Below are 18860 nucleotides of genomic sequence, written 5' to 3'. Positions count from 1 at the left end.
CTGGGAGTCGGTGCCGTCGCAGACGGCTCTCGTGCAAACCTCCTTTGATCGCTATCCGGCGCTTTCGTGCTCGCTGTCTTGCACGTGACCATATTCATTGGACAGGCTTTGACGGATGGGCTTGCCGCATCGCAGATTCAGGTCCAGACGACAGAACGGGCTCGCGAGGATATCGTCGACGCGATTAGCGGGAAAGAGCGAGTGGAGCGTCAGCCTGATTGCTCGCCAGTCGGTAAAGGCACCGCTTTCGGCAAGTTCGAAGGCCCTCCTCCGGATAATCCCGCGGCACTCGATCGTGTCGGCGTCGGCCATATTTTTCATAGTCGCACCTCCTCCTGAGTAACAGTCATTCGTGCGTCATCCTGACGCGTAACTTCTGGGGAATTCCGGATCATGCGGCCTTGGCACGATGACGAGGAGCCCCCGGGCGACTACGTTGATGGTTTCTCTGCTGCGAACCACGATGCGCCACAAACTAAAAACCTGCCGCCGCCCGCTCGCGCACCTGCATTAGTGAACATGCGCGCGCGATTCACCCTCGATGTTGATATGCGTCAATGCTGCGAACGAGCCAACCAACACCGTGATGCGGCCGGAGTAGAAGTAGCGAATATAGTCCCTCAATCCCATCTCGTTGTACAGAAGTTCGTACTCTTCGCGCAGGATCTGTAAAGTGGCCCCCGGATTTGAGACAGTAATTTAGTCGACCCTGAAAAACTCGAAGCGCCTTGCGCGGCAAGGGTTTGAAGCTGATAGTTGTTGATGCATTTGCAGGAACTTCCCGCTCGCGGTGATTATGACTGGTGTCAACCGCAACGATCCCATTCAACTTCTAGCGTTCGTCGAGGCAATTCCGCCCATCCGTGGCAAGCCTGGCAAACCACTATCAAAGCCTCGGGTCGTTCAGGGCGATAGAGGTTACGACCACGACAAATATCGATGTCCACTGCATGCGGTCATGCATTGCAGAAATCGCTCGACGTGGTCAGCCTCTGTTGAGCAGACCATCTCGTGGCTTCACAACTTCCGCCGACTGCGCATCCGCTTCGAACAGATCGATTCCATCCACGGAGGCTTTCTTCAGAATTGCCTGCTGCATCCATATGCTGGCGACCACCTGAAAAAGTGATTCTGCAAACCCCTTACTGCCGGGGCTTTCCGACACAGCATCAACGTTGAGTGCAAAGTGAGCCACGTCACCCCCGAGCCGTGCGCGGGGCTTCTGCGAGAAGAATCAGCGAAGCATTATTCAGTCCCAGCTCGAACTCAAGAGCCGCGAGGAACCGGCTTTGCGCATGACGCTATCCGACGGCTAATGGGTCTACAGGCGGAGCCTTTTCCTCAGGCGTGACGTCAGCGCGCGGGCCGGCAGGCTCGCGAGCGAGGCAACGGCAAATACGGACAGGATCGTCACTGCATCTGCAGCGAGACCCAGCCACACATCATGCTGGCCGCCGGTTGTCCGGGCCAACACGGCATCGGCGCTCAGCGAAACTACGGTGCCGGCGACGAAGCACGGCAGGCTCTTACGGCCGATCGCTCCGACCCACGGTGCCCTCTCAGCAGCGTGTCGTATCCAGCCACGGCGGACGAGATCGGCGACCAGCCACGCCAGCGCGATGAAATTCACCGCGCGTGGCCATTCGAGGTCCCGCTTCATGATGCCAGGCGTTGAGGGCTCGATCCTCAGCTTGTAATAGGCACCAGAGGCGATGATCGCGAGCGCTGCAAGCCACGCGATCCTGCCGAAGCGCGCGGAATCGATGTGTTGATAAACGGGCTGGCAGCGCGCGAGTGCGCCGAGCACAAATACCAGTTGCCAGGCGAACGGATTGAAATCCCATCGGTTGTTCAGTGCGGCGGGAAGATACCAATATAAGGTTCCCGCGACCGCCCAGAGCCCTAACGATAGCGCTACAAGTAGCCACGGGCGCTCGCGTGCGAGCGGTACCATCACCGGTGCTGCCAGCGCGAAGAGTACGTACATCGGCAGCACCGACGCAAGATATGGTTGACGGCGTAACAGCACGATATCGCGCAGCACCGTTGCCGGCGACGCAATCAATTGCTGCAGATCACGTGCCGTGTGCGGCGTTTCGATGTGGAACGCGCGCAAGACGGCGCTCGCCAGCAGCAGTAAGCCAGCCGTGAAAAGAAATGCCCGATAGATCACCCACGCTCGTTTGATAAACCACCTACGCGCGGCCGCTTTGTCACGGTACGCTGCCAGAGTAGTCCACGCGGTGGCTGTCGAGTAGCCCGCGAGAAACACAAACGCTTCAGCAGTGTCGCAAAGCGCATACGTGTGCAACGTAATGTGCGACACGACGCTGCCGCTGACGTGATCGACGACAATGATCAGCAATGCGAGACCGCGGAGAAAATCGAGTTCTGGCAGCCGGGAGGTCGATGAATGCATGGAGTATGGATGGTGCGAGGCTGGAGCACTCACGGGCTGGGCGCTCGGGTGCAAACAGAACGCATGAAGGAAATTTCATTACGGAAAGGATTCGCCATCAAGAAGAGAGAACGAGCTACCACACTGCTGCCGACGTAGTGTCTTGAAGGCTTAATTTTGCCCGCTAATATGCCCAATATCATTGGGCTTTGCGAACCGCATCGGCTGGCATCTGGCCGTCCCGGGCAGGGCTTCGCTCCTGCTAGCCGCGCAAATATTCTTTCGACCGCGTAGACATGAAGTCTTCTATGCGCGTGTAATAGTGTGGAGCATCTGTTTGCGTCCAATCCAGAATCCGGGTTAGCTCTTCCCAATAGGCAACTGCAGATTAATTGGTTGTTGCATTCTGCTTCGTCGAACGCTTCGCTCTATAGCCATCACATGCCTTGCTGAACGCGCCTAGCATCTTCCGGCTCCTCGTCGCTTGAGGCGTGCCATTCAGGAGGCCACTGCAGCGCGAGTTGAAATGTGGATGCGTCCGTGTACAGTGCTTCCATGCCTCCGTCATCCGCGACTGCCTCCAACCGAACTCTTTGGCCAACCTGTGCGATTCCTTGCTTGTATAGCGAGTTGACGCGTAACTCGCTGCCGTCGATGACCGACGACCGCAGTCCGCCAGACGCGACGACGACAATCAGACATGCTCGAAGCGGAGCGCGTATTCATGTCCCGTCAAAGCGATATTGCCACATTGGATCAGTTATTGAATATGAATTTTTATTATGGAAACCTAACGCATACTAATGCGTGTATGCGTGGAAGATGATCTTGATGTCAGGTTCGTCAGGTTAGTAGGTATGGCTCAACCAGCATGAAGCCGCTCACCCTAGCGGCAACGCCCGATTTTCGTCCCATGATCGGTTGCAGCATTGTCATCTTTTCGGCACGGTGCTGCGTCGTTCGTAATACCGTAGATCACGTAGTTTCGCGGAGCTAAAGTCGAAAGTAATGGGATCGACGCCCCCACCCGAAGCGGCATCAATTTGCCAAATCTATGGTCCGCCCCATTTTTGCAACCCTGATTTTCGATGGCGAGTTGGTTTGCCTAAATCTATTCGGCGTCGTTTTGGGGGGCGCACCCCGCGCCACGATGAGATTCGCGCCTGACGATCCTTAACAGTGGGTCGGCTTCGAAAGCCTGCTTGGCACGCAGGTTCTTCGTCAGGCCGGTATGCCATGAAGCGTTGATGGAAAGCCCCCCTACTTGCCTCCTGGAGATCATGCGCGGCGCCGACACATTCACGAGAGTTTGCTTTCCATGCGCAAGCTGGACGACTTCGTCCCGAAGTCTGATCCGTTGCGTTCAATCCATGTGATGGCGAACGAAGCGCTGACGAAGATGGATCGGTTGTTTGCCGGGATGTACGAGGCCGTACATCAAGGGTGGGCGACCGAGCATCGCACCGGAGAAGTTGCTGCGAGCCATGCTGATCCAGGTCCTCTACAGCATCCGCTCGGAGCGCCAACTGATGGAGCAGGTGCAATACAACCTGCTGTTTCGCTGGTTCATCGGCTTGAGCATGGATGACGAGGTTTGGGTGCCGACCGTTTTCACGAAGAACCGTGAACGACTGATCAAGCATGATGCGATGATCGAATTTTTCAATGAAGTAGTGGCGATCGCCGAGAAGAAGCACGTTTTGAATAGACAGATCCGTGCGCTCCACGAACTGCGTTGCCGACAAGCAGATCAATATGGCCGGTTGAGTCTTCGAGACTTCCACGTCCGCGACGAGTTGCCGCGCTTCCGGGCGACATCGCAAGTCAGCGTCAAGGTGCTTCGGCGAGGCTGGGTAGGACGCTCGTGCGCTAACCTGGCTAATGGCTTTCGCGATTGCGTCGTCCTGTCCCAATCGTAAAGTGGCACTCGCCAACCCCCAACCAACATAACCCGAGCGATCGCCAGGCCGATAACTGGTCCGTCCTGTGAACAGGGTGATCTTCATGCGGCAGTCCGACAGAGATATAGTCATGCGACGTTCTCCACGTCCAGAATAACCGCACCTGTGCGCTGTCCGCTCTCGACCAGCTCGTGCGCGCGTGCGCAATCCCGAAGCGGCAGTACCTCATGGATTGGTACGTCGAGCGTCCCCAGCTCCAGAAGATGATTGATGCGCATAGCTGCGTCGGCTCGTTCCCCGGGTGTGAGCAAATAAACCAGCACGAACTGAAGCTCGATGCCCTTGAACAGAAACTTGTAGAACGGTATCTCCGGCCGCATCACCCTGGCTGAGCCATAGGTCACCACTGTCGCGCGATCCGAGAGCAGATCGGCCAGAGACTCCACATTGGCGCCGAATTCGACTTCAACGGCGTGATCGATTAGTCGCCCATTTGTCGCATCGAGCACGTCCGCAACGAAGGTGGGGCTCGTGTAGTCAACGAAGGCATCGGCACCAGCGCTGGTGATGCGTTTTTCATCAGCTGAGCCATGTCCGGATGCGACCACGAACGCGCCTGCCTGCCTGGCGAACTGCACGGCCAGCCGTCCGACTGTGCCGGCTCCGCCACTGATCAGGACGGTGCGCCCGGCCACGTCGCCGAAAGCTGTCGTGACGTGGCACGCCGTGAGGGTTGGAATGCCCAGTGCTGCGCCAACCAGGTAGGAGGCGTTGTCCGGGAGCGGGAAGACCAGCTTCTCGTCAATCGCAATGTACTGGGCAGCGGTGCCGGAAGCCCGTCGCCACTGCCCATTGCTTACCCAGACGCGGCTTCCAGGGGTGAGCCGGTTGCATCCAGGGCCACACTCGATAACGATCCCGGCACCGTCGCTGTGTGGAATGACGAACGCAAAGGCAAGGTCGCTCTTCCCGCCGCGAGCCCCCGCCCTCGCCTTGACGTCCGAGGGGTTGACGCCCGACGCATGGAGTTGCACAAGGACTTCCCCATGACCGGGGGACGGCATTGGACGCTCCCCGTTCACTAGCACCTCGCGTGCGGGTCCGACCCGCTCATACCAGACAGCTTGCATCGCGTTCTCCATTCATTTTCGTAACGAGGAAATCGTATCGCGGAGCCATCAAGCTGAAGAACGCATAATACCGATCGCAGCTATCGTTATTGGAGATTGATGTGCGAGACCTTGACATAGACCTCGTCCGCTGCTTCGTTGCTGTCTCGGATGCGCGGAGCTTCACCGGTGCATCGAAGCGCCTTTGCAGATCGCAGTCCGCGATCAGCACGCGGGTTCAGCGGCTTGAAGATTTACTCGGGGTCGAGCTTTTTTCCCGCAACAGTCGCCAGGTCGAGCTAACTACTGCCGGGGAACAGTTCCTCAACTACGCTGTCGGTCTGCTGCGTCTGAACGATGAGGCTGTCGGTATGGTTGGCCGCAGGAACCTCGAAGGGCGCCTGCGCCTGGGCATCGTCGAGTATCTTGTTCCTCACCGGCTGCCGGAACTGTTAGGCCGGATTCGTCGACTGCTCCCGCGGGTTGAGCTGAGCGTCAGGGTAGCGCTTAGTGAGGAGTTGCTACGTGCGTTCGATGCCGGTGACCTTGATGTCGTTCTCGTAAAGGAGCAGGAGGGTCGCGGCTCACCTCACCTGTTTCGCGAGGAAAAGATGCACTGGGTCGCGGCTCAAGATCTGGACGTCCCACCACCCTTGGTTGACCTGTGCCTGCTGCCCGCTCCCTGCGCGTTCAGAGCTGCTGCCATCTCGGCGCTCAATTCGGGCACGATCCAATGGCGAGAAGCGCTGACTTTGAGTGGCGTCGTCGGTGTCCAGTCCCGCATCAAGGAGGGCCTTGGCATTTCGGTCCTTTGCGAATCCGCGCTGGACGACGGACTTGTTACCTTGCCGCAAGGCAATGGTGCCTGGCCCGAATTGCCGGGGATAAGGCTGGTGACCTATGAGCGAAGTCCTGATCCACTTGGTCGTGCGCTGATTGACCTTCTGAAGGAGTGAGTGCGGCTACCCGTGCGGGAGTGGCGGCAATTTCCGGGCGCCTTCGTTAAAATGCTCGGTGCTGCGCGCGCCCAGCACCGACGCAATGCTTGACCGCTATCGTGCACGCCGAGCCGGGGCCAAAAAAAAATCGGCGCAGGCCCCGGCAAGAAGTTGTCTGTTGCATATGCGAATGCAACCGCGACTGTATGGCGTTCCTCCTTGAGGCCGAGCTTCGCGAGATCGAACTGCCCATTGCAAATGCGATGCGTCAACTCGATTCCTGAAATCGTGGTCGCGGCGCTCCCGAATCGCTTGAAACCAGGCATCACGTTCGTTCTGGACTTGATGTGGCGATGGCCTTGCTCGATCCCGTTGTTCAGATATTTTGAGGAGCGGACCTTCGTGTCTTCAGCCAGCAGACCATCGGTCTTCATTTCGCGTACCGCGCGGTGTGAGGCGGCATAGCCGTCGAGCGTGATGGTCTGCAGCGGCTGGCCCAGACGCTTGATGGCCTTGCTGAAAAGAGCTTTGGCCGCAGCCACGTCGCGTCGGACTCTGAGCATGAAGTCCACCGTCTGCCCAGCCCGATCCACTGCCCGGTACAGGTAGACCCACCTGCCGCGAATCTTCAGGTAGGTCTCATCGGTACGCCACGAGCGAGCCGCAGGTGTAGCAAAGCGGTTCCAGCGTTTGACGAACTCGGGTGTATAACGCCTCACCCAGCGCAGAATCGTCGTGTGAGCCAGCGACAATCCCCGTTCGGCCATCATCTCGACCAGATCGCGAAAGCTGAGCTTGTAGCGCAGGTACCAGCGAACGCACAGGATGATGATCTCCCGATCAAAATGGCGTCCGCCGAACAACTTCTCCGGACTCTTCAGCTTGTTCATCGCGGCTCGTCGGTTTGTTTTGTTCCGACAACTCTAACCCATTCGCCGGCCCTATTTGCACCAGAGCCCCACTGAGATGCCTCGATGCGCCATCATTCTTCCAGGTTTCTCAGACTGAGCGGATAGGCCACATACCAGCGCACGCAAGTCAGGATCACATCAAGCGGGTAATGCAGGCGTTTGAGCACGCGGGCCACGGTCGGATTCAGCGTCTTCATCCAGCTTTCAGTCGTTCGTCTTGTTACGAACATCATAGCCGACTCGACCTATTGCAACAAAACACAGCAACATCACGTCTAGCGGGTGATGCAACTGTTTGAGTACTTTTGCCACAGCTCGGATTGAGCTTCTCGGTCATCGATCAAGTCACACATTAAGGGCCGTCAGCATAGCAGACCGCCGTATTGCGACAGATCACCGCAGAGCAGAATTTTATGCGGTCGAGGTTTTGTACCTTCCGGATTTTCTCCTATGATCAATGCGGGCGCGGTACCTCACGCCGACGAGCCTGGAGTGTCAGTGTACGCGTCGTTTGCTCAACGCGTATTCGGCGGTCTGATTCACGAACGGAAGAGATTTAGGATTCCCGTTGCATTGAAAATCCCTGTGGCTGCTCGATGCCACCCGCAATTCGCGGGGCGACACGTAAACGCTGCGCCGCAATCGCACGTGTTATCGGATCGCCACAATTTGACCGGATTCACTCCGGGGACGAAGGAGCATTCAATGGGGCAAGCGAGCCGATCCATTTTTGCGCGCGCATGGCCGGCAGTGGTTGCGCGCCTCATCGGGCTGTCGTCCGGTCGGCGTCGCCATAGTGTGATACGTAGCGCATCAGAGGACGTCGCGCAGGCGGAGCCTGTTTCCACACACTCGTCCCGGACGTGTCCTGAGGCGAATGCCACGTATCCCGATCTTGACGGGCACGCGAGCTGGCTCGACGAGCGCTCGTTCTGCCTTTACGTACCGATCGTCGCAGGCAGTGGGGAAAGGGGGCTCGCCGTATGGGCGGACCGGTTGCGTACGCTCGGTCTCGCTTCGGTCGTGACGACGGTCGGTGAATCGTTGCGTGACAGCGTGGACGTCCTCCATGCTGGTTGCGATGCGGGTTTGGCCGAACCCGAACCTTATCTCGAAGTCCTCGTCGGCGGCGAGACGGGCGCTTTTCTCTACTATCGCGGCGACGAGATCGAAGACGAACTCTCCGCCTTACACGACGCGCTCGATCGTCGCAGTCATGCCAGCCGTCCACCATCCTGACAGGGCTTGTCGCCCGTATTTCACAGCGATGCACGCCGGCATCTGCGGTGCCGCGTGCGCGCTTGTTTTCGATAGGGGGTTACACGATGTTGAATGCAGTCATTCCGAGTCAGGCGACCGTCTATCAGCAATGGGTACAGGGCCTGAGCGACTCGAACGAGGCGTTCCGCAGGCTCGCTGACGCGCAGTTGCGCATCAGCGCTCTTGCGATCGACGTTGGCGTCGCGTCGCTTGTGTCGTACCAGTCGGTGCTGCGCGTGGTGATCGACGAGAACGTCGTTGGCAGGCTGTTCGGCCAGCCGCTACGGCAGGCGATGACGGCTGCGGTCAAAATGGCAGCGTGCGGATCGGCGAGCGACGGCGCCGTCGTCTCTCACGCGTCGAGGTAGGCTCGCGATGACGACCTTTCTGCAGCAGCGCATTCGTTCTTTCGGTCCGCGTCCGTGTCTCGTGTCGGCAGGCGAGACCGTCACCTATGATGCATTCGGCAAGCGGATCGATTTCTGGCACGGCGAACTCGACCGTTGGTGCGTGAGGCGCGGTGACACGGTGGCCGTGTGCGGTGACTATGCGCCTGATGTCTGCGCATTGCTGCTCGCACTCGCGTTTGCCGGAGCGATCATCGTGCCCATTGCGTCTGCCGGCGTGAAGCGCGACGAGTTTCTTGAGATTGCGGAGGTCGGCCTCGTCATCATGTTCGACGTGGCAGGTGCTCCCCGAGTTGAACGCCGGTCGATGCCCGTTACCGCGCATCCGCTGATCCGGCAGTTGCGCGCGGAAGGTGCCGCTGGCCTGATTCTCTTCAGTTCCGGCTCCACAGGCCGAAGCAAGGCTTCCCTGCTTGACTTTGACCGGATGGCAGCGAGGCTCGAACGGGCGAAGGGCCGCGCGTACATCACGCTTGTCTTTCTGATGCTCGATCACATCGGCGGCATCAACACGCTGCTGAACGTGCTGTGCCAGGGTGGGACGATTGTGACGCCGGCTACGCGGACACCCGATGCGGTGTGCGAAGCGATCGCGCGCTACCGTGTCGAGTTGCTGCCGACCAGTCCGACGTTCATTAACATGATGCTGATTGGCGGTGTTGCGGCGCGCTACGACCTGTCGTCGCTGAGGCTCATTACATACGGCACTGAACCCATGCCCGAAACGACCCTTGCCGCGCTGCACGGCGCACTGCCCGGTGTGAAGCTGAAACAGACGTACGGACTGTCCGAGCTTGGCATCCTGCCAACGCAATCGAAAGGCGCGGGTTCGTTGTGGATGAAGCTCGGCACGGACGGGTTCGAACACAAGATCGTTGACGGCGTACTGTGGGTACGTTCCGCAACGGCGATGCTCGGCTACCTGAATGCCTCGTCGCCCTTCGATGAGCAAGGGTGGTTCAACACCCAGGATGTCGTCGAGACTGACGGCGAGTATGTGCGCGTGCTCGGGCGCCGCTCGGAGATCATCAATGTTGGCGGCGAAAAGGTTTACCCGGGCGAAGTTGAGAGCACGCTGCTCGCTGCCGGTAACGTCCGCGACGTGACGGTGTCGGGCCGGCCCAATCCGGTGACCGGACACGTCGTCGTCGCGCGCGTATCCTTGATCGAGCCGGAGGCGCCGGCGATGCTTGCCGCCCGGCTCCGGGATTTCTGCGCGGGCCGCCTCGAACGTTTCAAGGTGCCGGTCCATATCGATGTCGATGACGGCGTGCATCATAACGACAGGTTCAAGAAAGCCAGAGTGTCACGACCGACGGAGCAGCCCGTATGAGCGATGCAGACGACGTAGTTATCATCAGTGGAGGAAGCAGGGGCCTGGGGCTTGCGCTGGTGCGCACGTGTCTGAGCGCTGGCCGGCGGGTCGCGACCTTCAGCCGTGCGCGCACCGGCGACATCGACGATCTGATCGAACGCGACACGCACGCCGCGCGGTTTCACTGGCAAGCAGTTGACAGTACCGACAGCGCGGCGGTCTCGCAGTTCGTTGCGGGCGTGGCGGACCGCTGGGGTGGCGTCAGCTCGCTTGTGAACAATGCAGGCGTGAGTCACGACGGGCTCCTGGCGCTGATGCGCGAGGATGCGATCGAACAGATGATCGCGGTCAATCTGACTGGCACGATCCTGCTCACGCAAAGCTGCACGAAGTGGATGCTCCGAGCGAACCGCGGCGCGATTGTGAACATTGCGTCGGTGAACGCGATTCGTGGCCACGCGGGGGTCGCCGTCTACAGCGCAACGAAGGCGGCGCTCGATGGCCTGACGCGCAGCCTTGCGCGCGAACTCGGTGCGTGCAACGTTCGTGTCAATTCGGTCGCGCCCGGTTACTTCGAAAGCGATATGGTGCAGCACCTCGACGAGAAGGCGCGTGCGCGGATTGCGCGACGCACCCCGCTCGGCCGGCTCGCCGATACGACCGACATCACAAACGTCGTCGAATTTCTGATATCCGATCGCGCCTCGTTCGTCACGGGGCAGACGGTCGCCGTGGACGGAGGCATCACATGCTGAATCAACGATTTGAGCGCCACGAGACCGAGCGGCTCGTCCATGGTGCCGTGAGCAAGATCATGAGCCAGCGCGGGCTGCCGGCGCGAGAACTGCGTGAGGACGACAGGCTGAATGCGACGCTCGGCCTGAGTTCGCTCGATCTCGCCCAGCTTGTGTTCGATCTGGAACTGACGTTCGGCGCCGATCCGTTCCAGACCCTCGTGCCGATCACGTCGGTCCAGACTGTCGGGCAGCTCGTTGGCGCCTATCTGCGGCTCTTCGACGACACGGGGCTGGCCGACCCGAATGACGAACTGGCCGATGCGCAGGCGGCAAGCGAGCGTCGCCGACAACGGCGGGGGGCGCGAGGATGACGGACGCGACCACGCACACGCCCAACGACGGAGCGAATACTTCTCCGTCGTCCTCCAGTCGTGGCATCGCGATCGTCGGGATCGGCTGCCGGTTGCCGGGGGCGAGCGACTGGAAAGCGTACTGGCAGAATCTCATCGATGGTGTCGAGTCCATTCGTTTCTTCGATGATGCCGCGCTGCTGCGCGCGGGGGTCGACCCCGCGCAGCTCGCATCGCCCGGTTACGTGAAAGCGTCGCCCGTCATTGACGACTTTGACCGCTTCGACGCGGGCCTGTTCGAATATTCGCCACGCGAAGCACGCGTGATCGACCCGCAGCACCGCGTCTTTCTCGAAGTTGTCCACGATGCGCTCGAGGATGCCGGTTACTGGCCAGATACGTATGACGGTTCGATAGGGGTGTTCGCTGGCGCGGGCGGCGTGGTCAGCAGCTACTTCGCGTCGAACCCTGCGTTGCGCGGCTCGACGGGCGGTGTCGAGCACATCGGCAACGACAAGGATTTTCTCGCGACGCGTGTGTCGTACAAGCTGAACCTGACGGGGCCGAGTGTCACGGTGCAGACTGCATGCTCGACGTCACTCGTCGCGATCCATCTCGCATGCAGCAGCATCCTGAACGGTGAATGCGACATGGCGATCGCCGGGGCGTCGACCGTACGCGTGCCGCACATCGCCGGGTACACGGCGCGCCAGGGCGATATCCTGTCTCCGGATGGGCATTGCCGCGCGTTCGACGCGCGTGCGCAAGGCACGGTGTTTGGCAGCGGCGCGGGCGCGATCGTGCTCAAGCACGTCGAAGACGCGCGTGCGGATGGCGATCACATCTATGCGGTGATCCGCGGCACGGCGATCAACAACGACGGTGCGTCGAAAGTGAGTTACACGGCGTCGAGCGTGAGCGGGCAGGCGAAGGCGATGCTCGACGCTTTCGCCTGCGCGGGCGTTGCGCCACGGGCAGTGGGCTACGTCGAGACGCACGGCACCGGCACGGTAGTCGGCGATCCGCTCGAAATCGATGCGCTGACAAAGGCGTTCCGGCGCCACACACAGGACAGCGCGTTCTGTGCGGTCGGTTCGGTGAAGACGAATATCGGACATCTCGAACAGGCGTCGGGGATCGCAAGCGTGATCAAGGTCGCGCTTGCACTCGATCGCGGGCAGATTCCACCGAGCCTGAACTTCGATACACCGAATCCCAGGATTGCGTTCCCGCAGACCCCGTTCTTCGTGAACACCGCGTTGCGCGACTGGCCGCGCGGCGCTGCGCCGCGGTTCGCGGCCGTCAATTCGCTCGGTCTTGGCGGCACAAATGCGTTCGCCGTGCTTGAGGAGGCACCCGTTCGGGCGCCGACGACCGTTGAGGACGACCGTCCGCTGCACGTGCTCACGCTGTCTGCCCGCTCCGGGCGCGCGCTCGGAGCGCTCGCGGACCGATGGCGCCAGTCTCTTGCGACGACAGACAAGCCGGTTGCCGACCTCTGCCATACCGCGAATACCGGGCGCCAGCCGTTCAACTGGCGGCTGACGGCGATCGGCGGCACAGCGAGCGAACTGGCGGCGCAACTCGCTGCGCCCCCGTCGGTGGAGCGCCTTGGCAAGCGCCCGCTTGCGTTCCTGTTTGCCGGGCAGGGCGCGCAGTACGCCGGGATGGCGGCCGCGCTGCATCGAACGCAGCCGGTATTCCGCGCTGCGCTTGACCGCTGCGACACATTGTTGCGCCCGCATCTCGGCAAGCCGCTGCTGTCGGTCCTGTATGGGGACGCGCGCTCAAAAGCGCGCATTGACCAGACCGCGTATGCGCAGCCAGCGCTCTTTGCAGTCGAATGGGCGCTTGCCGAACTCTGGCGGTCGTGGGGCATCATGCCGGACGCAGTGCTTGGGCACAGCGTTGGCGAATACGTGGCGGCCTGTGTGGCCGGCTGCTATGACCTCGAGACAGGCATTGCGCTGATCGCGGCCCGCGGCCGGCTGATGCAGGCGTTGCCGAAGGGCGGTGCGATGGCCGCGCTCTTCGCAGGGGGAGAGACGGTCGCGCAACTGCTTGACATTTGCGACCCGCAGGCAATTGGCATCGCTGCGTACAACGGGCCCGAGAACACGGTCGTGTCGGGTCGCGCAGAGGCCGTCGCCGAAGTGCTCGCGCGTGCGCAGCAGGCGGGCATCGGCGGGCGGGAGCTGAGCGTCTCGCATGCATTCCATTCGCCTTTGATGGCGCCTGCTGCGACTGGGCTCGAAGCGCTTGCGGGCAACTATTGCGCGGCCGCGCCGACGATCCCGCTCGTTGCGAACCTGACTGGCGCCTTCGCGGACGCTCCGCCGACACCCCGGTACTGGAGCGATCACGCGCTGCAGCCGGTGAGTTTCATTCGCGGTGTGCGCACGCTCGCACAGGCTGGCATTGTCGATTTCGTTGAGGTTGGCCCCGGCACGACGCTCGTGTCGCTCGCGCAGCAGATTCTGGGCGATGGCGAAGCAGGCGAGCGGCGCTTCCTCGCCTCGATCGGACCCGACCGTGAATGGAGCGAGCTGACGGCGTCGCTTGCCGCGCTGTGGCGCAGCGGCACGCCAGTCGACTGGCGTGCGTTCGACGCACCGTACTCGCGGTGCCGCGTGTCCGCCCCGACCTGTGTGTTCGAGCGCGAGCGTTACTGGCTCGACGCGGGCCGCGGCGTGCCGGCGGGAAACATTGGTTTTGCGGTCGGTACCGCAACGGGACCCGGAGGCGATATTCCGGGCAGGCGTCTGCTCTCGCCGCTCGCCGCGTGGCAGTTCGCCGCGACCTACGACCTCGACACGGTACCGTGGCTCACCGATCACCGGATTTTCGGGATGGCAGTGCTACCGGTGACAGCGGGGCTGGTTGCCCTCGCGGTGGCCGGGAACGAGCGTTTTGCAGGCGCGCCCGTGTCGGTTGAATCTTTGACGTACGACGATGCGCTCGTTGTCCCCGATGACGGCGCGCGCGCCGTTCAGGTCGTTCTGCAAGGCGATGGGAGTGACATTGATGCCGAACTCGTCAGCCGCAGTGCGACTGACGACGCGTGGCGGCGCCACCTTCGCGCGCGGGTGTGTGCGCGTGCCGCACCACGCCTCGCGCCGATCACGATGCCGTTACCCGCATCGGCAGACCTCGAAAGGATGGTGCCGATCGAGCCGTTGCGATACTACGAGGCGATCGCACCGCTCGGATTCGGCTACGGCCCGGGCTTTCGCGGCATCGTCGCATTGTGGCAGGGCGATGAGGAAGCGCTGGGCCGGGTGGAACTGCCCGCGCATCTCGAAGTGGCCGCGTATCCGCTGCATCCCGCTCTGCTTGACGCGTGCCTGCATATCTATCCCGCGCTCGTACCCGAGTACCGTAGCCTTACCGGCCTAGAACCGAAACCGGAAGGCACATGGTTGCCGATTTCAGTCGAACGGTTCGAGATCGAGCGCACGGGTGCCGGGCACGTATGGGTACGGGCGAAACGGCGCCCGGCGCAGGCGGACGTCGTCACACTGGATATTGAGATCTACGGCGATGACGGCGCTCCCGTCGCACTGCTCGGTGGACTGACGGTGAAACCGATCACGCGCACGCAGATTTCGCCGCAGGTCAACTCACGCAATCGCGCGCTGCATCGGCTCGAATGGATCGAGCGGCCCATGCAGCCGCTGCAGGACGCGCCTGCGGCCGGACCGTCGAACTGGCTGATCGTCACCAGTTCCGATCTCGGCATCGCCGACGCGCTCGACGCGCGGCTACGTGCACTCGGACACCATACGTCCGTGCTGCCGCTTCCGGAAAGCGGCACGGACGGCGACGGGCAGGCGTCGCTCGGCACCGCGCTGTCCGCGCACCCCGACGGGACCGGCTCCGTTGGTGTGGTGCTCCTGCATGGGCTCGGCGAGCGCGTGGACGAGGCCACCTCAGTCGACGCACTCGCCGCGGCCGAGCGCCGCTTCAGTGGCGGTACGCTTGCGCTCGTGCGTGCGCTCGCCGAAGCGAACATCGAGGCCGCGCCACGCGTCTGGCTCGTCACGCGCGGCGCGCACGCCCCTGTGGCGCGCGCGCCCGGCGGCGACCCGCTGCAGTCGTCAGTCTGGGGCATCGGACGTGTTGCCGCGCTCGAATATCCCGAACTATGGGCCGGGATGATTGACATCGGTGGGAACGAAGACGCCGCAGCACTGGCAGCGGAGTTGTTCGCCGTTGACGGCGAAAATGAGGTCGCGTTGCGCGCGGGGCGCCGCTATGCCGTGCGCCTCGATCAGGATGACGAACCGGCGCCCGAACGGATTGTTCCGCCGTTCGATCCGGCCGCGACCTATCTCCTTACCGGAGGGCTGGGGGCGCTCGGTCTGAAGGTCGCGGACTGGCTCATCACCGCGCAGGGCGTCCGGCATCTGGTGTTGACGGCGCGTCGCGCTCCAGGCGAACAGGCCAGGGCGGTTCTCGAGCGTTGGGAAAAGCAGGGGGCGAGTGTGGTCGTCAGGCAGGCCGACATCACGCGCGAGGCGGACACGCATGTGCTGATCCGGCAGATCGGGGCCGAGCTACCGGCACTGAAGGGCGTGTTCCACTGTGCAGGCAATCTTGACGATGGCGTGCTAGCACAGATGGACTGGGACAGGTTCGCGGGAACGACCGGTCCCAAGGTGCTCGGTGGCTGGGCGCTGCACGTCGCGACGCGTGACCTGCCGCTCGATCATTTTGTGTTGTTCTCCTCCGTGCTGAGCGTGACGGGGGCGATGGGGCAGGCGAATTATGTCGCCGGTAATGCATTTCTCGACGGTCTGACCGAATATCGGCGCCGGCTCGGTCTGCCGGCGCAGGCGATCAACTGGGGGCCGTGGGGCGGTGAGGGTCTTGCGACTGAGTCAGGAGAACGGGGCGCGGCAATCTGGCGCGCGCGCGGCACAGTGTACATTGAAACAGAAGAAGGGATCGCGCTGCTGCACGCGATTCTCGCGCGCGGGGTCCAGCAGAGCATCGTTTCGATCACTGAATGGCCGCAATGGGCCGCGCAGTACCCGAGGCGCCCGCTCCTGCTTGAGCGGCTCGTGCGTGGTGCGCCAGCGCCTGCTGCCAGCGCCCTCTTCACGCGCGCCCAGGTGAATACGCGGCTGGGATCGGTGCCGGACCACGAACGGCGTGACGTGCTGCGCGACATCGTCGGTCAGATGGTCCGCGCCATCCTTGAAGTCAAGGGCGCTTTCGATTCGACACAGCCGCTTCGCGAGCTAGGTCTCGATTCGCTGATGGCGATCACACTGATCAACCAGCTCGATGCGGCCATTGGCGTGAGATTGCCAGCCGCAGCAATGCTCAAGGGGCCAAGTCTCGATCAGCTTGTCGACGAACTGCTACCGAAGGTCAAGGTTGAGAGCGACGACGCCGTACCCGAACAGATGGGGGCAGCAATGCCTGCGCTTGTACAGACCACCTTGAGCACGACGGCTTCGGCGACTGTGCCGGCCGAACGATGGCTTGTCCGGATCCGGCCGAATCCCGACGCGCGTTACCGGTTGATCTGCTTTCCGTTCGCAGGTGGCGGTTCAGCCGTCTACCGCGCGTGGGCAGATGCGACAGGCCTGGATGCGGAGATCCTTGCGGTCGAGCCGCCCGGCCGGCTCTCGAGGATTAGCGAGCCGCCCGTGAACCGGATCGACGCGTTCGTCGATGGTCTGCTCGCCGAGCTGCGTCCGCTGCTGGACCGGCCGGTCGCATTCTTCGGGCACTGTGTCGGCGGTCTGACCATGTACGAAACGACGCGTGCACTGATCGAGCGCGAGGGCGTTACACCCGCGCACCTGTTCGCATCGGGTGCGCGTCCACCGCACCGCCTCGTTGCCGATGCCGCGTTCGAGCGCAGGCTCGCGGCGACGCTTGTCGAACTGCGTGAATTCGATATTATCGCGCCGCTCTACCGGCAACCGGATGACGTCCTCGCGGAAGCGCTGCGTCACTTCCAGATCGAGGCGACCGAGCGGATGCTCGCGATTCCGGAGTTGCGCGAGCTCGTGCTGCCTGTCGTGCGGGCGGAGTTCGAGATGGCAAGCCGCTACGTGTTTGTGCCGCGTTCGCCGTGGTCCGTGCCGATCACCAGCTTTCGGGGCAAGGACGACATCTATGTGACGCACGAGGACGCGCTCGCGTGGCGCGATTTCACAACAGGTGAGTTCAACCTGTTTACACGCGACGGGGCGCATTTCGGCGTCGTCGACGATCGCGCGTTCATTCTGGATGCGATTTCGGACGCGCTTGCCGGGTGAACACCGATGACAATGATGCCCGTAATGACGACTCGGTGGTTCCCCTCGGCGACCCCGACGACGACAGCGCGGCTGTCGCTGTTCTGTTTTGCGCATGCCGGCGGTGGCGCGTCGGCGTTTCGCGGCTGGCGTCGCCTCCTCGAACCTGCGATCGATGTGTTCGCTGTCCAGTTGCCGGGGCGCGAGAGCCGGCTCGACGAGGTTCCGCATACTCGCATGGACCAGGCTGCAGACGAGGTCGCAGCGGCAATGCAGCCCTATCTTGGTCGACCGTTTGCGTTGTTCGGACACAGTATGGGGGCGGCGGTCGCGTTCGAGGTGGCGATGCGGCTCACGTGCGCGCCCGTGCATCTGTTCGTGTCGTCGTGGCTGCTGCCTAAATCTGCGCCGCATCCGGGACGTTTCGTGAACCAGGTGACGGACACGGAGTTGCTCCAGGCGGTTTCGCGATACGGCGGCCTGCCCGACGGGCTGTTGCGCGACGCCGAATTCGCACAGGAATTCGTGCGCGTGTTGCGCGCCGACATGACGCTGCTCGATGCTTACCGGCCCGCCGTGGTGCAACTACGCTGTCCGGTGACCGTACTCGGCGGTGCAGACGACCCTGTTGTGCGTGCCGCCGAACTTGAACGCTGGAGGGGGTTCGAGCGCGTCGCGGCAGTGCGTGTCTTTCCGGGTGGCCATTTCTATCTGCGCGATTCGCAGTCGGCATTGCTCGACACGATTTCGCGGCAAATGCTTGGCTTGCCCGCCGACCTGCAATGAGCGGGGCTTCATGGTGACGCGGGAGGGGGAGCAAATGGACGACGATCTACAGTACCTGAAGGAAATGAAGCACCGGCTCCGGCGCATTCGCGAATATACACGGGAGGGCCGTCGCGCATTCATGGCGTCGAACATGATGCAGGACGCTGTCGTGCGCAACATTGAAATGATCGGCTACACATGGACCTGTCTCAGTCCAGAGTACCGGTTGAGGTTACCGGACTTTCCGTGGCGGCTGATCGGCGCGCGCGTCGACTACCTGATGCACCAGCGCAACCCGGAACGGTTGAGGAAGCTCGTCTGGCTCGCAGTGCGGCGTAGTGTGCCAGAACTGGAGCGGGCGATGCGCAAGCATGTTCCAGAGATCGATGGAATGCCCGTGGACCGCGGTGCATTGCCCGGCCCGCGTCCGGACCTGAAAGCCGTAGCGCAACGGGATGAACGGGCCGCATGACGGATCGGTCGCATCACCGTACCCTGTGTAGCACGATGTC

General features: G+C 62.0%; 13 protein-coding genes and 4 pseudogenes. 11 read left to right on the top strand and 6 right to left on the bottom strand.

Annotated elements, in window-relative coordinates:
* Nucleotides 1–51: 51 nt before the first annotated feature.
* Nucleotides 52–321, bottom strand: a complete 270-nt coding sequence (locus ACOJB8_RS37335; protein WP_342922778.1) for a hypothetical protein — start codon at nucleotides 319–321, stop codon at nucleotides 52–54.
* A gap of 451 nt (nucleotides 322–772) precedes the next feature.
* On the opposite strand from ACOJB8_RS37335, the pseudogene ACOJB8_RS37330 reads away from it, so the two are divergent.
* A pseudogene (locus tag ACOJB8_RS37330) lies at nucleotides 773–1179 on the top strand (transposase family protein); the annotation flags it as partial.
* Nucleotides 1180–1321: 142 nt separating this feature from the next.
* Here the strand turns inward: ACOJB8_RS37330 and ACOJB8_RS37325 are convergent.
* Together ACOJB8_RS37325 and ACOJB8_RS37320 are read right to left on the bottom strand one after the other, a co-directional pair.
* A complete protein-coding gene (locus ACOJB8_RS37325; protein WP_368605756.1) occupies nucleotides 1322–2419 on the bottom strand; it encodes an OpgC domain-containing protein in 1098 nt (365 codons plus the stop codon).
* Nucleotides 2420–2835: 416 nt separating this feature from the next.
* Nucleotides 2836–3054 carry a gamma-glutamyl-gamma-aminobutyrate hydrolase family protein gene (locus tag ACOJB8_RS37320; protein ID WP_475017161.1) on the bottom strand — a complete coding sequence of 73 codons (219 nt, stop codon included), beginning with the start codon at nucleotides 3052–3054 and terminating at the stop codon, nucleotides 2836–2838.
* Nucleotides 3055–3678: 624 nt separating this feature from the next.
* On the opposite strand from ACOJB8_RS37320, the pseudogene ACOJB8_RS37315 reads away from it, so the two are divergent.
* Nucleotides 3679–4104 (top strand): annotated as a pseudogene (locus ACOJB8_RS37315) (transposase); the annotation flags it as partial.
* 323 nt (nucleotides 4105–4427) lie between these two features.
* Here the strand turns inward: ACOJB8_RS37315 and ACOJB8_RS37310 are convergent.
* Complete coding sequence (locus ACOJB8_RS37310; RefSeq protein WP_475017159.1) at nucleotides 4428–5363, bottom strand: NADPH:quinone reductase; 936 nt, start codon at nucleotides 5361–5363, stop codon at nucleotides 4428–4430.
* A 167-nt stretch (nucleotides 5364–5530) separates the two neighbouring features.
* Here ACOJB8_RS37310 and ACOJB8_RS37305 point away from each other — a divergent pair, with 167 nt between their 5' ends.
* Nucleotides 5531–6364: a LysR substrate-binding domain-containing protein gene (locus tag ACOJB8_RS37305; protein WP_069269255.1), complete on the top strand. Its 834-nt coding sequence runs from the start codon at nucleotides 5531–5533 to the stop codon at nucleotides 6362–6364.
* A 197-nt stretch (nucleotides 6365–6561) separates the two neighbouring features.
* On the opposite strand, the pseudogene ACOJB8_RS37300 reads toward ACOJB8_RS37305, so the two are convergent.
* Together ACOJB8_RS37300 and ACOJB8_RS37295 are read right to left on the bottom strand one after the other, a co-directional pair.
* A pseudogene (locus tag ACOJB8_RS37300) lies at nucleotides 6562–7236 on the bottom strand (IS6 family transposase); the annotation flags it as partial.
* A 98-nt stretch (nucleotides 7237–7334) separates the two neighbouring features.
* A pseudogene (locus ACOJB8_RS37295) lies at nucleotides 7335–7454 on the bottom strand (IS6 family transposase); the annotation flags it as partial.
* A gap of 601 nt (nucleotides 7455–8055) precedes the next feature.
* Between ACOJB8_RS37295 and ACOJB8_RS37290 the strand changes: the two are divergent.
* From ACOJB8_RS37290 to ACOJB8_RS37255, 8 genes are all read left to right on the top strand, one after another.
* Complete coding sequence (locus tag ACOJB8_RS37290) at nucleotides 8056–8496, top strand: hypothetical protein (RefSeq protein WP_368729510.1); 441 nt, start codon at nucleotides 8056–8058, stop codon at nucleotides 8494–8496.
* A gap of 86 nt (nucleotides 8497–8582) precedes the next feature.
* A complete protein-coding gene (locus tag ACOJB8_RS37285) occupies nucleotides 8583–8885 on the top strand; it encodes a hypothetical protein (RefSeq protein ID WP_069269246.1) in 303 nt (100 codons plus the stop codon).
* Nucleotides 8886–8892: 7 nt separating this feature from the next.
* Complete coding sequence (locus ACOJB8_RS37280; RefSeq protein WP_069269247.1) at nucleotides 8893–10257, top strand: ANL family adenylate-forming protein; 1365 nt, start codon at nucleotides 8893–8895, stop codon at nucleotides 10255–10257.
* Nucleotides 10254–10994, top strand: a complete 741-nt coding sequence (locus ACOJB8_RS37275; RefSeq protein WP_069269248.1) for an SDR family NAD(P)-dependent oxidoreductase — start codon at nucleotides 10254–10256, stop codon at nucleotides 10992–10994. The genes ACOJB8_RS37280 and ACOJB8_RS37275 overlap by 4 nt, the downstream gene beginning before the upstream one ends.
* The gene (locus tag ACOJB8_RS37270) at nucleotides 10988–11347 is read left to right on the top strand and encodes an acyl carrier protein (protein WP_069269249.1); all 360 of its coding nucleotides are present in this window, start codon (nucleotides 10988–10990) and stop codon (nucleotides 11345–11347) included. The genes ACOJB8_RS37275 and ACOJB8_RS37270 overlap by 7 nt, the downstream gene beginning before the upstream one ends.
* Nucleotides 11344–17601: a type I polyketide synthase gene (locus ACOJB8_RS37265; RefSeq protein ID WP_475017154.1), complete on the top strand. Its 6258-nt coding sequence runs from the start codon at nucleotides 11344–11346 to the stop codon at nucleotides 17599–17601. The genes ACOJB8_RS37270 and ACOJB8_RS37265 overlap by 4 nt, the downstream gene beginning before the upstream one ends.
* Before the next feature lie 24 nt (nucleotides 17602–17625).
* The gene (locus tag ACOJB8_RS37260) at nucleotides 17626–18366 is read left to right on the top strand and encodes a thioesterase II family protein (protein ID WP_475017153.1); all 741 of its coding nucleotides are present in this window, start codon (nucleotides 17626–17628) and stop codon (nucleotides 18364–18366) included.
* Nucleotides 18367–18400: 34 nt separating this feature from the next.
* The gene (locus ACOJB8_RS37255; protein WP_141710950.1) at nucleotides 18401–18820 is read left to right on the top strand and encodes a HepT-like ribonuclease domain-containing protein; all 420 of its coding nucleotides are present in this window, start codon (nucleotides 18401–18403) and stop codon (nucleotides 18818–18820) included.
* The last annotated feature ends 40 nt before the right edge of the window (nucleotides 18821–18860 follow it).

The sequence above is a fragment of the Paraburkholderia sp. BR10141 genome, from assembly GCF_056155635.1.
Note: the sequence above shows the minus strand (reverse complement) of the source record. Positions and strands in the feature narration are given on the sequence as shown.